We start from the raw sequence: 12,447 nt of genomic DNA on the forward strand, positions 1-12,447 counted from the left end.
AAGCACACGTAGCGATGGCACTGGAGATCGGCTCACTCGCGCCGGACTTCGAGCTCCCGAACCAGTTCGGTGAGCACGTCCGACTCAGCGACTTCCGCGGCAACCGCCCGGTCGCACTCGTCTTCTTCCCGCTGGCGTTCTCGTCCGGGTGCACGAACGAGCTCTGCACCCTGCAGGACAACATCACGATGTTCCAGGACCAGCGCATCGAGCTCCTCGGCATCTCGGTCGATTCGAAGGCGACGCTGCGGTCGTTCGCCGAGACGAACGGCTACGACTTCGAGCTGCTCGCCGACTTCTGGCCGCACGGCGCGGTCTCGAAGGAGTACGGCGTGTTCCTCGAGCACAAGGGCTTCGCCACCCGCGCGACCTTCGTCATCGACGTGCAGGGTCGGATCAAGGCCTCGATCATCACCGAGCCCGGCCTGCAGCGCGACGTCGCCGAGTACAAGGCTGCCCTCGACCGGCTCGCCGCCTGCTCGGCACCCGTCCCCGTCGGCTAGCGTTCCGAATCCCTCCTGACGGACGCGTCCGCGTCGACGGTCGGACAGGAGGCCCGGTGCACGCCATCGACACCGACCCACGTGGTCACGGGGTCACCGCTGATGCGTACGCCCCGTACCCGGTGCGCGTCACGCCCGGCACCTGGGGGCTGACCCGCACGGTCGTGGCGGCCCCGACCGGCCCCGTCGTGGTGCACCACCGCGCCGGCCCGGACCCGCTCCTGCTGCTGCACGGCGTCGCCGGCTCCTGGTCGACGTGGACACCCTTGTTGCACGCCGCACAGGGCGTCGGCGACCGCGGCCTGGTGCTCGTCGACCTGCCCGGCTGGGGGTCCTCGCCGGCTCCGGACGGTCCGCTCGGGCTCGACGCCGTCACGGGTGCCGTGTCGGCCGTCCTCGGCGCGCTGGGTCTCGGTGCGGTCGACGTCGTCGGGCACTCCATGGGCGCGTTCGTCGGGTTGCACCTGGCGGTGGTGGCGCCCGAGCGGGTGCGGTCGCTCGCCCTGGTGTCCGGCACCACGGTCGCGACGGCCGGTGCGGCTCGGCACCCGGTGCGGGCGCTCGGCACCCTGCCGGCGTTCACCCTGCTGCGTGCGGGCCTCACGGTGACCGGGCGCGCCGCTCGTCCGCTGCTCCGGGGGATCGCACGGGTCGGTCTGTTGCCGCTCGTCGCGGCGCCGGTGTTCACGCACGTGCGACGCCTGGACCCGAGCGTGCTCGAGGCCTTCGTCGAGGAACTCCGGCCGGAGCAGTTCACCGAGGCGGCACGGTCGGCGGCTGCGTACGACGTCGACCGGTGGCGCGCCGTCACCTGCCCGGTGACGGCGATCGCCGGGCGCGACGACGTGTTCGCCCGCGTCTCGGACCTCGAGGCGCTGCGGGTGCTCGTGCCGCAGGTCCGGACGGTGTTGCTCGACGACTGCGGGCACTTCGCCCACGTCGAGCGTCCCGACGCCGTCGCGCGGGAGCTCGGCCTCCGCTGAGCCGGTCGGGCCGCGTCAGGTGTGGACGGGGAACGTCGCCGCGACGCGGGAGCGCACCTCGGCGACGACGGCCTCGCGCATGGCCGGGGAGAACAGCGCGTGGTCGCCGTCCTCCACGCGGACGACGGACACCGAGCCGCGACGGTCGTCACCGGGCCAGCGCCGGACGGCCTTCTGCCCACCGAGCCGGTCGAACAGGGCTGCGTCCTCGGGAGCGACGATCACGACGACGTCGGTGCCGTGCTCGACGAGCGGGCGGACGTGGCCGACGACCCCGCCCATCCGGTCGCGACGGGCGATCCGGTCGCGGACGGCCTTCGGCACGAACCGGTTGTACCGCTCGCGCACCCACATCCGGGCGGGCGACGGGGCGTCGATCGCCCGGACCCCGTCGGCGTACGAGCCGGGCTCGGCCGGGACTCGACGGTAGTCGTTCGGGCTGATCTCGACGACCAGGCGCGGGGCCTCCTCGACGGCGCGGCCCGCGACCCAGGCGCCGGCGCACATGCCGACGAGCACGAGCCGGTCCGATGGTGTGGCGAGTGCGGTGACGACGGCGGACTGGTCCTCGACCCACTCCTGCGCGAACAGGAAGCTCCGCTCGTCCTCGTGCACGCCGGTGCTCTCGCCGGTGGCGCGGCGGTCGACCCGGACGACCCGGGCGCCGTCGCGGGCGAGGGCGCGGGCGAGTTCGACCTGGTAGTCGGTGGCGCCCACCCGGTGTTCGGCGCCGCCGCTGTGGAGCACGACGACGGGGGCGTCGTGGTGCTGGGCGGACGAGACGGTCTCGATCCCGAACAGCCCCTGATCGCCGAGGTGGACGATCCGCTCCGACACGCGGCCGTCGACGTCGAGGACCTCGTCGAGGACGGGCGCGCGGACGGGCACCGCCGTCTCGGGTGCCCAGGTGTCGAGCCAGGCGACGACGGTGTCCACGGCGGCTCCGGGGATGCGGGCGTGGATGCTCGTGCCGTCGAGGAGCTCGGCGCTGCCGGTGACCTCGGTCACGTCGACGCCACCGAGGGGCTTCGGCGGCCGGGCACCCGGGCGGACGAGCGCGACGGTGGGCCCGGTGCGCGGGGCGAAGGCGAGGCCCGAGAGCGCGGCGGCCTCGTCCGGCTCGACGTCGAACCCGATGAGGCTCTCGACGCCGTCGACCACGCGGTCGGCACCGATCGTGATGGTCGCGAGGGCGCGCTGCCTGCGGAGCCACCCCTTGCCCGATGCCGGTGCGTCCCAGACGACGAGGCCGTCGGTGTCCGCGGCCGCGTTCGCCGCGACGAGGGCGGCCGAGGCCAGCCCGACGAAGGCGACGTGCTGCACCCCCGTCGTGCGGAGCACGGCGGCGGCGTGGCGTGCGGACCGGACCTGCGCGTCCGGCGTGGTGTCGGGGGCGCCGTCGCCACGTCCGGACGGGTCGTAGCGCACCGAGGCGATGCCACGGGCCTCCAGGCGGTCGGCCAGCAGACGGAGCGTGCGGTACGCGATGACGCCCTCCTGCCCGAGCGGCGGGCAGATGACGACGCCGGCGCGCGCGGCGGCGGGGAGCTGGACCGCGGCGCGGATCGCGGGCGATCCGGACCAGCCGTGCAGCGTGGTCACAGGGCGAGGGCGGCGCGGGCGGACGCCGGCCAGGCGTCGAGGTCCGTGCCGTGGGCGGCGAACAGGGCGATGGTGATGCGCTCCAGGCCGAACGCGATGCAGGCGCTGTGCGCGACCTGTCCGTCCTCGGTGCGGAGGCCGAACGAGGTGCCGAAGTGGTCCTCGTGCAGGTTCGCGGAGCTGATCGCGGTCGCGTCGTGGCCGGGGCCGTAGACCTTCGTCACGAACTCGAACTTGAGCGCCTGCTCGACCTGGTTGCGGGCGAGCATCTGCCCGACGCGGCCGAAGAAGGGGTCGTTGGCGGGGACGACGTCGATCTCGAGCCCGAACGACTCGAGCAGCGCGCGCATCACCGGGATGCTTCCGTCGCGGTGGTCCGCCGCGGACGCGGGGGTGCCGACGTGCACGAACTCGTGCATGTGGAAGGCCTGCAGGCGCATCGGGTCGAGCGAGGGCTCCCGGCGGAAGGAGTCGCCGAGGACGTCGAAGAACCGACCCTGCCGGGGCACGGTGTCGCCGATCAGGCCGTAGACCGGGTGGCAGACCGCGGGGGTGAGCATGAGGTCGGCCGGCTCGAGGAACCCCTCCCAGCGCTCACCGCGCTCGCGGGCGGCGAGCAGTGCGCGGTGGGTGCGGTCGTCGCCGGTGAACCCGGAGATCGACGCGGCGAGGTCCGGGAACGACGCGATGTAGTCGGTGCGCTCGAACGACGCGAGCGGCTCGACCGGCGGGAAGCGCAGGACCTCGGCGCCGAGGTGCTGCTGGCTGCGCACCGCTGCGGCGTCGACCGCGGCGTACACGCGCTCGAAGACCCCGGTGCGGCCGTAGAGGCCGGGCGTGCCGAGGTCGAGGAGGACGCCGTCGGTGAGCAGACGGGCGCGGAGGGCGGCGCGGGCGGCGTCGAGCGCAGCGGCGGTGTCCGCGGTGCTGGTGTCGGTGGTGTGCGTGGTGGTGTCCGTGATGGTCACAGGATCACTCCCGTCATGATGGCCAGGTCGGCGTCGTTCTTGAGGAGACGGTCGTTGCTCACCATGACGGCGGCCCCGTGGGCGTCTCGGAGGTGTCGGGCGATGCTCATCGGACCCGAGGCGGCGTAGCCCGCGATCCCGACGATGCGCAGCGCCTTCGTGACGATGTCGGTGACGCGCTCGGACGCACCGATCTTCAGGGCGTTCGCGGCGAGGGCGTACGCGCTCGAGGCCAGCACGTCCGGGTCGTCGGCGGCGGCGTCGAACCGTTCGGCGGCGTGGCGCACCGAGTCGGCGAGGGCCTGCAGGTCGACCAGGAGCTCGGCGAGCCGGAGGGCACCGGGCGGGGTCGTCCCGACGGCGGCGCGGGCCTGCTTCCGGACGGCGCTGCGGGCACGTTCCGCGGACGAGACCGCGATGCCGAGCCAGACCGAGGCCCAGAGCACGTGCGACACCGGCAGCACGGTCTGGGCGGAGATCGTGGCGTAGTCGTCGCGGAACACCCGGTCGATCGTCGTCTCGGTGTCGAGGATCCACCCGTTGCTGCACGTACCGCGGAGCCCCATGGTGTCCCAGGTGGACGTCTGCGACAAGACCATCGTGTCGGTGCGGCAGATGAGCAGTCGCTGGTCCGACGCCGGGGCGTCCGGGTCGCGTCGGGCGGTGACGAACACCGCGTCGGCCTCGGTGGCGTACGAGATCACCGGCGCGTCCTTGCGCAGACGGATCCGGCCGTCGTCGGTCGGCTCGATGGAACACGTGGACCGCCGGGCGTCGCCACCGACGCCGCGCTCGGTGGTGGCCGACGCGACGAGCGCACCGCCACGGACGGCCTCGATGGTCTCGAGCACGCCGGCACCGTCGCCGCCGTGCCGCCAGAGCGCCATGACCTGGCCCTGGTGCATCGCGAAGACCATGCCGGTCGCGGCACAGGCCCGGCCGAGTTCGGTCGCGATCGCGGAGAGCTCGGCCACGGAGGCACCCTCGCCACCGTGCTCGGTCGGCACCGCTGCCGCGAGCAGGCCGTACTCCCGCATCGCGGCGATGGCCTCGCGCGGGGGTCGGGCGTCGCGGTCGACCTCGTCGGCGAACTGCGCGGCGACCTCGGCCACCGCGCTCGCACGCTCGGCGAAGCGGTCGATGACCGACGGAGCGGGCAGGACCAGGGTCACGACGCGAGCTCCGCGGCCGCGGTGATCGACTCGACGCTCGCGAAGGTGGACCGGTTCAGCACGGAGTCGGGGAACTCGACGTCGAGGTCCGACTCCACCGCGAGCATCACGTTGACGGTGGCGTGCGAGGTCAGGCCGAGGGCGTAGAGGTCGGCGATCGACGCGACGTCCCACGCGTCGACCGTCAGCCGGCCGTGCTCGACGAGGGCACGACGGACGGCCCGGTCGGTGGCCGGGTCGGCGATCGTCGCGGTGGTGCTGGAGGGGTTCGGGTCCTGTTCCATGACTGCAACCGTAAAGAGGAACGGCCCTCGGGAAACCGCCGTGCCGGTGCGGGAAACCGCACCCCTGTCCGGAGCGCCGGGTCAGCGCTCCGAGAGGGCCACCGCCGTCGCCACCGCGAGCCCCCGTTCGTGTGCCAACGAGACCGCGATCGGGCCGCACCCGATCGACTCCGCCAGCGCCGCGGCCGCCCCGGACAGCTCGACCGTGGGGGCCCCGCCGGCATCGAGCACGACGGCGACGTCACGCAGCGGAATCGCCTGGTCCGGGGCCGGCCGGAGCAGCTTCACGACGGCCTCCTTGCCCGCGAACCGGGCAGCGAGGCGCTCCGGGTCGTCGCCGGTGTCGGTGCGTTCCCGCAGGGTGAACACCCGGTCCAGGTACCGCTCGCCGTGCGCCGTCACGGCGTCGACGACGTCCTCGACCGAGGCGAGGTCGGTGCCGGTGCGGATGGTCATCACGAGGAGCAGGCTACGCACGAGTTCTCCACAGCGCATTCCCCGAGGGGCATGGGGCGCCGAGGGGGTTCGTATGATCGTCGCCAGGGACCACCGAAGGGGAACGATGGCATCACCGTGGACGGGCATCATCGAGGACGCGCGGCACTACCCGTCGCCGCACAACTCGCAACCGATCGTCGTGCGCGTCGAGGACGACCGCACCGCGACCGTGTTCTACGACCTGCGACGGGGGTTGCCGGCGGAGTCGTTCGGCATCCCGTTCGGGCACGTCTGCGCCGGGGTGTTCCTGGCCGGGCTCGACGTGGTGGCACGGGCGCACGGGTTCACCGTGCAGGAACGGCTCGACCACGCCGAGATGGACTTCGGTCGGCTCGACGCCGGTGCGGACGACCACCTGCACCGGCTGGGCACGGTGACGTTGCGTCCGCACGTGGTCACCACGGACGACCGGGAGGCCCTGGCCGGCTTCCTCGCACGGCGCACCTCACGCAGGCCCTACGACGCAACGCTCGTCGACACCACCGCGATCGAGGCCGCGTCCGCCATCGCATCGGCGGCCGGACAACGCTTCCGCACCACCGACGACCGGGCCACCGTCGACGAGATCGTGCGCGTCAACCAGGAGACCCTGTTCGACGACCTGCAGCACGACGCCGTGCACGACGAGATCCTGCACTGGCTGCGGTTCTCGAAGCGACAGGCAGCGGCCACCGGCGACGGGCTGTCCGCCGAGACGATGCTCATGCCCGGCCCGGTGCTCCGGTTCGCCATGGAGCACCGCGGACTCTGGCAGGCCCCGGGCATCGGCGGGGTCTTCCGCAGGGTGTACCTGTCCACCATGCGGGGCGTCCGACAGCTCGCCTGGCTCGAGGGACCGTTCAGCACCCCGGCCGAGTACGTCGAGGCCGGACGGGTCTTCATGCGCATCTGGCTCGCGTTCTCCTCACGCGGCATCGCCATGCACCCCTTCGGGACCGTGATCACCAACCCGCGGTCACACGCCGCGTTCGTCGAACGCGCGGGCGTCGACGAGTCCGACGGGCGGATGGCCTGGATGCTGTTCCGCTTCGGACACAGCGACCCACCACCCCTGGCACACCGCCGACCCGCAGCAGCGATGACCGTCGGGGGGACCCGGTGAAGCGCGCAGCGGTGTTCTCGGTGGTGTGGGTGGTCGAGACCTTCGTCGCACTGTTCATGCCCCGCGTCGGCACCCACAAGCTCCTGCTCACGCCGGGCATCGAGCCGCTCCGCTGGACCCTCGGACGCTGGCGCGCCTGGCGGACCGCGGAACGGGCTGCGAAGCGGGTCCCCGCGTACCGCGCGTTCCTGGCGGAGTCCGGACGGGCCCCCAGGCTCGACACCCGTGGCGGCATCGCCGCGGCGATCTCGGGACTGCCCGAGATGGACAAGGACTCCTACGTCAAGCGCTGGAGCATCCCCGAGCGCTGCATCGACGGACGCCTGCCCCGACGCGGCGTCGTCGTCGACGAGTCCAGCGGATCGAGCGGCACCCCGACCAGCTGGGTGCGCGGCCCCGACGAACGCCAGGCCACCCGACAGCTGCTGCAGCTCGGGTTCTCCCGCACCGCCAAGGACCTGTCGAAGCAGCCGTTCGTGCTCAACGCCTTCTCGCTCGGGGCCTGGGCCACCGGGATGAACGTGACCGCCTCGCTCACCGAGTCCTCCATGATCAAGTCGATCGGCCCGGACCGCGACAAGATCGTGCAGACGATGCGCGAGTTCGGCACCGACTTCACCTACATCATCTGCAGCTACCCACCGTTCCTGAAGGCCCTGTTCGAGGACGACCGGCTCGACTGGAGCCAGTACACGATCGTCGCCGCGTTCGGGGGCGAGGGCATCAGCGAGAACATGCGCGCCCACATCGAGCAGTACGCGCAGGCCGTGCTCGGCTCCTACGGGGCGAGCGACCTCGAGATCAACCTCGGCATCGAGACCCCGTTCAGCGTGCAGCTGCGCCGGGCTATCGCCGCCTCACCGGAACTCTCCGCCGCCCTCACCAAGCAGGGCGAGTACGGGGTGCTGCCGATGGTGTTCCAGTTCAACCCGTTCGGCTACCTGATCGAGACGAACGACCTCGGCGAACTCGTCGTCACCATCGCCCGCTCCGAGAACATCAGCCCACGCATCCGCTACAACATCCACGACCGCGGACACGTCGTGCGGATGAAGGAGCTGCGGTCCGTGCTGCGTGCGACCGGACACGCGGCGCTCGCCGCCGAGGCCGAGCTCGACCTGCCGCTGCTGTTCCACTACGGCCGGTCCGACCTGTCCGTCGACTACAACGGGGCCGTCGTCGCACCCGACGTGGTGCGGGACGTCGTGTACGGCGACCCGGAACTGCTCGAGGCCGTCGAGAACCACCGGCTGATCAGCTACGAGGACGACCGCGGTGACCGGCAGCTGCACATCGCGTTCCAGCTCGCCTCGGGTGCTGGCGGGTTCGACGCGGATGCCGCCCGGGGTGACGTGATCGCCGAGCTGCGCCGGCTGAACAAGGACTTCTCGAACGCGATCCGCACGGCGCCGCCCGGCACGCTGCCGACGGTGGCGTTCTACCCGTACCGGACGGGGCCGTTCCGCGAGGACGGCAAGAAGCTCAAGAACGAGTACGTGTGGCAGCTGCCGGCCGGGTCGGTCGCGCAGTGGGACCTCGACCTGTCGTGGGTCGCGGCGAAGGAGGCCTGAGCCGAGCCGGTTCCGGCGCTAGTCGTACTGCGGCGGCCAGTCGAAGGGCGCCGGCAGGTGCGGGACCTCGCCGACGGTCGTGACGACGAGGACGACCTGGCGCAGGTCCGTGAGCTCGATCGAGCGCGGGTTGCCGATCCTCCGGTGCCCGTCGACCCACACCGTCAGTTCGCCGCGCAGGCCACCGACGTGCTCCGGACCGAGCGAGACGCCCCATTCGTCGAAGAACTGCCCGAGCGTGAACGTCTGCTCCGTCGGGGACTCGACGTGCACGATGCCCGAGGTGTCGTGCGTGTGGATCTCGGCGGCGAACTTCCGGCTGTCCGAGTGCCCGACGTTCGCCGGGACGGTAACCGGTTCGTCGCCGTCCAGGATCGTCAGGTGCGTGTGCACGTGCTCGGCCAGCCGTTCGCCCCAGACGTTCCGGAGCCCTGCGGACTCGGCGCGGGCCGTCAGGTCGGTCGGCCGTGGCCAGGGCGGAGCGTCGCGGACGGTGGCCGGTCCGGATGCGGCGCACCCGGACAGCAGCAGGAGTGCGGCCACCGCGACCGCGACGCTCCGGCGTCTCACCAGCGGTCGTGGACGCTCGCGCGGAACCACGTTTCGTACAGGTCGTGCACGGTGGCGTCCAGCCCCTCGATCGGCGGCAGGTCGCCGGCGGCGGCGTTCGAGCGCGCCTGCTCCGGGTTGCGCGCGCCGGGGATCGCTGCGGTGACGCCGTCCTGCGCGATGATCCACGCGAGCGCAGCCTGCGGGACCGAGACGGCGTCCGGCAGGGACGCTGCGAAGGTCTGCGCGGCGCGCACGCCGTCGTCGTAGTCGACGCCGCTGAAGGTCTCGCCCTGGTCGAAGGCCTCGCCGTGGCGGTTGTAGTTGCGGTGGTCGCCCTCGGCGAACGACGTGTCGGTCGTGTACTTGCCCGAGAGCAGCCCCGAGGCCAACGGGACGCGCGCCAGGATGCCGACCCCTGCCTCCAGGGCGGCCGGCAGCACGCGGTCGAGCGGCTTGAGGCGGAACGCGTTGAGGATGATCTGGACGCTCGCGACGCCGGGCCGGGCGATCGCGGTGAGGGCCTGGTCGGCGGTCTCGACGCTGACGCCGTAGGCGGCGACCGAGCCGTCGGCGACGAGCGCGTCGAGGGCGTCGTAGACAGCGTCGTCCTCGTAGACCGGGGTCGGCGGGCAGTGCAGCTGCACGAGGTCGAGGGTGTCCTGCCCGAGGTTCTTCCGCGAGCGGTCCACCCACTCGCGGAAGTTCGCGGCGACGTAGTTCTCGGGGACCTGGTCGGCGCGACGACCCATCTTCGTGGTGATCGTCAGCGGCAGGTCGGGGTTCGCAGCACGCCACGCGCCGATGAGCTGCTCGCTCCGGCCGTCGCCGTAGACGTCGGCGGTGTCGAACAGGGTGACGCCCGACTCGACGGAGGCGTCCATGACCGCGTTCGCGTCGGCTTCGGAGACGGGACCCCAGTCACCGCCGAACTGCCAGGTGCCGAGGCCGATGGGGGAGACGGAGCGGCCGGTGCGGCCGAGGGTGCGACTCTGCATGGGTCCGAGCGTAGTCAGAGGCGCACGGGCGGGGTTCAGCCGATCGTCGAGACGCCGCGGCGCAGCAGCGCTCGCGCTGCCCGGGCGCGGGGGATGACCCAGACGGCTGCCCACAGGGCCATCGCGCTCCACAGCAGGATGAGCATCGTCGTGATGAGCGTGCCGTGCTGGTCGCGCATCGACCACGTCATCGCGATCCACAGGACGCCGAGGACGACCTTGCCCCAGCCGGCACCCTCGCGGTCGGCCTGGGCCTGCACGAGCGGGATCCACTGGTCCGCCGGCACACCGTCGGGCACCTGGCCGTCGGCGATCCACTCGCGCACGACGATCGACCGTTCGTAGCCGCCCTCGGCGCGCCAGGCGCGGCGCTGCAGGACGACGGCGATCGCGGCACCCGCCCCAGCGGTCGGGATGCCGACCGAGACCAGGACGGCGGTGGTCGCCTCGGTCCACGAGGACAGGACCAGCATGACCAGGACGACGGCGAAGGCCGCGCCCGTCACACCGGCGCCGAGCAGGCGGAGCCGCCCGGCTTCGTCGAGGACACCGACTCCGACACCGTTCACGGGGGAGAGCGTACCTGCGGTGATCGGGGGCGGGGTGCGTTCGTCAGCCCAGTGCCAGCAACCAGCACATGCCGGCGGCGGCGAAGGCCATCGCCCAGCTCACCAGGCTGCCGATCAGGAAGTACTCGGCCTGGTACCCGGTCGTCTCGCGGCGGATCTCGGGGAAGCGGACGATCCCCTTCGCGGCGATCAGCGCCGCCACGACGGGGAAGGCGCCGGCCAACGAGAACCCGGCGAGCAGCAGGCGCTCGATCGGGCCGATCATGCGCCCGCCCTTGAGGGTGACCGTGCCGTCCGTGTCGGCGTCGGCGTCTGCGGTCCCGTCGGCTCCGCGCGCCCGGGTGGTGCGGCGCCGGTCGAAGCGCTTCCGGCGGGTCGGTTCGGCCGCCACGGCACCGGGCCGTGCGTCGGGCGACAGTCCCGGCGGCAGCGCCTGGGCGACGACCACGTTGGCCGAGTCGACCAGGAACAGTGCGGACCCGATGCCGGCGACGAGCGCCGCGAGCGGCACCGCTCCGACGAACGCCGGGCCGGCGTCACGGTGCCAGTCGACCACGAAGCCGGACGCGTCAGCAGCCGGTACCCAGAGCAGCAGCACGGCGACGGCGACCGCGAGCAGGACGGCCGGCCAGGATCCCGAGCGTCGGAGCCAGGGGAGTGCCCGATCGCGACCGCCGGGTGCACCGCCGGACCGCACCGGGATCGTCGTCGCGACCCACAGGGCTGCGAGGACGACCGCGACCAGCACCGACCAGACCGCGAGGCCGAGGCCGAGCACCGCCACAGTCGCCACGGCGGCCCAGAGCAGGACGATCACCGTGGTGGTCAGCACGCGCCGTGGTGCCGCGTCGGTCCCGGTCCGTGCGCGGACGACGTCGGCGAGCCCGACGAGGGTCAGGAGGACTCCGGCGAGCATCAGCGGCCCCCGTCCCCGAGGACACGCAGGCCCTCGACCAGGGCGGCGACGCCCGACTTCTGCACGGACTGGGACACCGCCGACGGGGTGATCCCCTCGTCCGCGGCGATCTGTGCCTGCGTCCGGCCCTGCACCAGACCGAGTGCGATCCGGCGGGCGCGGGGTGCGAGTCGCGAGACGACGTGGTCGCGGCTGAGGAAGTAGGCGTTCACGAGTCGCTCCGTCGTTCCGTGGCGGTCGTCGGCGTCGTGGTACCAGGACCGCAGGAACGCGGTCCGGCCGTCCTCGCGCCGGTGGGTCTCGTTGATGGCGTCCCGCGCCGACCACCAGCCCGGGCCGTCCTGCAGCGGGCCGGCGCCGCCGGTGCCGATCGTCCGGACCTGCCCTCGGCCGAGGCCGAGGCGGATCTGCACGGTCGGGGGGAGTGCGAGGGTCGCGGCCGTCGTCGCCACGAGGGCGTCGGTGAGCGTGCCGTAGATGACCTGGAACTCGTCGCCCACCGTGGCACGGAGGGGGTCGAGCGCGGTGACGTCCGCGGTACTGTCGAAGGCGTGCTCGACGTCCTGCTGGGCTGCGGAGCGGTCCTCGAGCGTGCGGGAGTCGACCAGGTCGACGATCACGGCGATCACGGACTCGGACTGCATGGGTTAAGCCTAGAGCTTCATATCGTCGAAAGTAAGCCTCGGGCTAAACCATTCGGGTCAGCCACTCTCGCCACCGCGCGGGCAGGCG

The 12,447-nt window shown here is 72.6% G+C and carries 14 protein-coding genes; 4 read left to right on the plus strand and 10 right to left on the minus strand.

The window, feature by feature from the left end; genetic code table 11:
• The first annotated feature begins 14 nt into the window (after window positions 1-14).
• Window positions 15-503 carry a peroxiredoxin gene (locus FFG40_RS10525; protein ID WP_017886715.1) on the plus strand — a complete coding sequence of 163 codons (489 nt, stop codon included), beginning with the start codon at window positions 15-17 and terminating at the stop codon, window positions 501-503.
• A 56-nt stretch (window positions 504-559) separates the two neighbouring features.
• A complete protein-coding gene (locus tag FFG40_RS10530) occupies window positions 560-1,486 on the plus strand; it encodes an alpha/beta fold hydrolase (RefSeq protein ID WP_185974157.1) in 927 nt (308 codons plus the stop codon).
• Between the two features lie 15 nt (window positions 1,487-1,501).
• On the opposite strand, the gene FFG40_RS10535 is transcribed toward FFG40_RS10530, so the two are convergent.
• From FFG40_RS10535 to FFG40_RS10555, 5 genes are all read right to left on the minus strand, one after another.
• Window positions 1,502-3,088 carry an alpha/beta fold hydrolase gene (locus FFG40_RS10535; protein WP_138803131.1) on the minus strand — a complete coding sequence of 529 codons (1,587 nt, stop codon included), beginning with the start codon at window positions 3,086-3,088 and terminating at the stop codon, window positions 1,502-1,504.
• The gene (locus FFG40_RS10540; protein ID WP_221935168.1) at window positions 3,085-4,056 is read right to left on the minus strand and encodes an amino acid--[acyl-carrier-protein] ligase; all 972 of its coding nucleotides are present in this window, start codon (window positions 4,054-4,056) and stop codon (window positions 3,085-3,087) included. The genes FFG40_RS10535 and FFG40_RS10540 overlap by 4 nt, the downstream gene beginning before the upstream one ends.
• Window positions 4,053-5,228: an acyl-CoA dehydrogenase family protein gene (locus FFG40_RS10545; protein WP_071248024.1), complete on the minus strand. Its 1,176-nt coding sequence runs from the start codon at window positions 5,226-5,228 to the stop codon at window positions 4,053-4,055. The genes FFG40_RS10540 and FFG40_RS10545 overlap by 4 nt, the downstream gene beginning before the upstream one ends.
• A complete protein-coding gene (locus FFG40_RS10550) occupies window positions 5,225-5,512 on the minus strand; it encodes an acyl carrier protein (RefSeq protein ID WP_138803132.1) in 288 nt (95 codons plus the stop codon). The genes FFG40_RS10545 and FFG40_RS10550 overlap by 4 nt, the downstream gene beginning before the upstream one ends.
• Window positions 5,513-5,593: 81 nt before the next feature.
• A complete protein-coding gene (locus tag FFG40_RS10555; protein ID WP_185974158.1) occupies window positions 5,594-5,968 on the minus strand; it encodes a holo-ACP synthase in 375 nt (124 codons plus the stop codon).
• A 106-nt stretch (window positions 5,969-6,074) separates the two neighbouring features.
• Between FFG40_RS10555 and FFG40_RS10560 the strand changes: the two genes are divergently transcribed.
• Window positions 6,075-7,112 (plus strand): hypothetical protein, encoded by a 1,038-nt coding sequence (locus FFG40_RS10560; protein WP_138803134.1) that lies wholly within the window; start codon window positions 6,075-6,077, stop codon window positions 7,110-7,112.
• Window positions 7,109-8,683, plus strand: a complete 1,575-nt coding sequence (locus FFG40_RS10565) for a CoF synthetase (protein ID WP_260678856.1) — start codon at window positions 7,109-7,111, stop codon at window positions 8,681-8,683. The genes FFG40_RS10560 and FFG40_RS10565 overlap by 4 nt, the downstream gene beginning before the upstream one ends.
• An 18-nt stretch (window positions 8,684-8,701) precedes the next feature.
• Here the strand turns inward: FFG40_RS10565 and FFG40_RS10570 are convergent, their stop codons facing one another.
• The 5 genes from FFG40_RS10570 to FFG40_RS10590 are packed head-to-tail and all read right to left on the minus strand — an operon-like array spanning window position 8,702 to window position 12,359.
• A complete protein-coding gene (locus FFG40_RS10570; RefSeq protein WP_138803135.1) occupies window positions 8,702-9,253 on the minus strand; it encodes a hypothetical protein in 552 nt (183 codons plus the stop codon).
• Window positions 9,250-10,230, minus strand: coding sequence for an aldo/keto reductase (locus FFG40_RS10575; RefSeq protein WP_138803136.1), 981 nt, complete (start codon window positions 10,228-10,230; stop codon window positions 9,250-9,252). The genes FFG40_RS10570 and FFG40_RS10575 overlap by 4 nt, the downstream gene beginning before the upstream one ends.
• A gap of 35 nt (window positions 10,231-10,265) precedes the next feature.
• Complete coding sequence (locus tag FFG40_RS10580) at window positions 10,266-10,799, minus strand: hypothetical protein (RefSeq protein WP_138803137.1); 534 nt, start codon at window positions 10,797-10,799, stop codon at window positions 10,266-10,268.
• Window positions 10,800-10,842: 43 nt separating this feature from the next.
• Window positions 10,843-11,715 carry a hypothetical protein gene (locus FFG40_RS10585; RefSeq protein ID WP_138803138.1) on the minus strand — a complete coding sequence of 291 codons (873 nt, stop codon included), beginning with the start codon at window positions 11,713-11,715 and terminating at the stop codon, window positions 10,843-10,845.
• Window positions 11,715-12,359, minus strand: coding sequence for a SatD family protein (locus tag FFG40_RS10590; RefSeq protein ID WP_138803139.1), 645 nt, complete (start codon window positions 12,357-12,359; stop codon window positions 11,715-11,717). The genes FFG40_RS10585 and FFG40_RS10590 overlap by 1 nt, the downstream gene beginning before the upstream one ends.
• Window positions 12,360-12,447: the final 88 nt, after the last annotated feature.

The sequence above is a fragment of the Curtobacterium sp. KBS0715 genome, from assembly GCF_005938005.2.
Classification (GTDB): Bacteria; Actinomycetota; Actinomycetes; order Actinomycetales; family Microbacteriaceae; genus Curtobacterium; species Curtobacterium flaccumfaciens.

Bases quoted from the DNA above. Each gene is read 5' to 3' on its own strand.
- FFG40_RS10560 (WP_138803134.1), top strand. From the start codon at position 6,075: ATGGCATCACCGTGGACGGGCATCATCGAGGACGCGCGGCACTACCCG.
- FFG40_RS10585 (WP_138803138.1), bottom strand. From the start codon at position 11,715: ATGCTCGCCGGAGTCCTCCTGACCCTCGTCGGGCTCGCCGACGTCGTC.
- FFG40_RS10590 (WP_138803139.1), bottom strand. From the start codon at position 12,359: ATGCAGTCCGAGTCCGTGATCGCCGTGATCGTCGACCTGGTCGACTCC.
- FFG40_RS10525 (WP_017886715.1), top strand. From the start codon at position 15: ATGGCACTGGAGATCGGCTCACTCGCGCCGGACTTCGAGCTCCCGAAC.
- FFG40_RS10555 (WP_185974158.1), bottom strand. From the start codon at position 5,968: ATGACCATCCGCACCGGCACCGACCTCGCCTCGGTCGAGGACGTCGTC.
- FFG40_RS10550 (WP_138803132.1), bottom strand. From the start codon at position 5,512: ATGGAACAGGACCCGAACCCCTCCAGCACCACCGCGACGATCGCCGAC.
- FFG40_RS10575 (WP_138803136.1), bottom strand. From the start codon at position 10,230: ATGCAGAGTCGCACCCTCGGCCGCACCGGCCGCTCCGTCTCCCCCATC.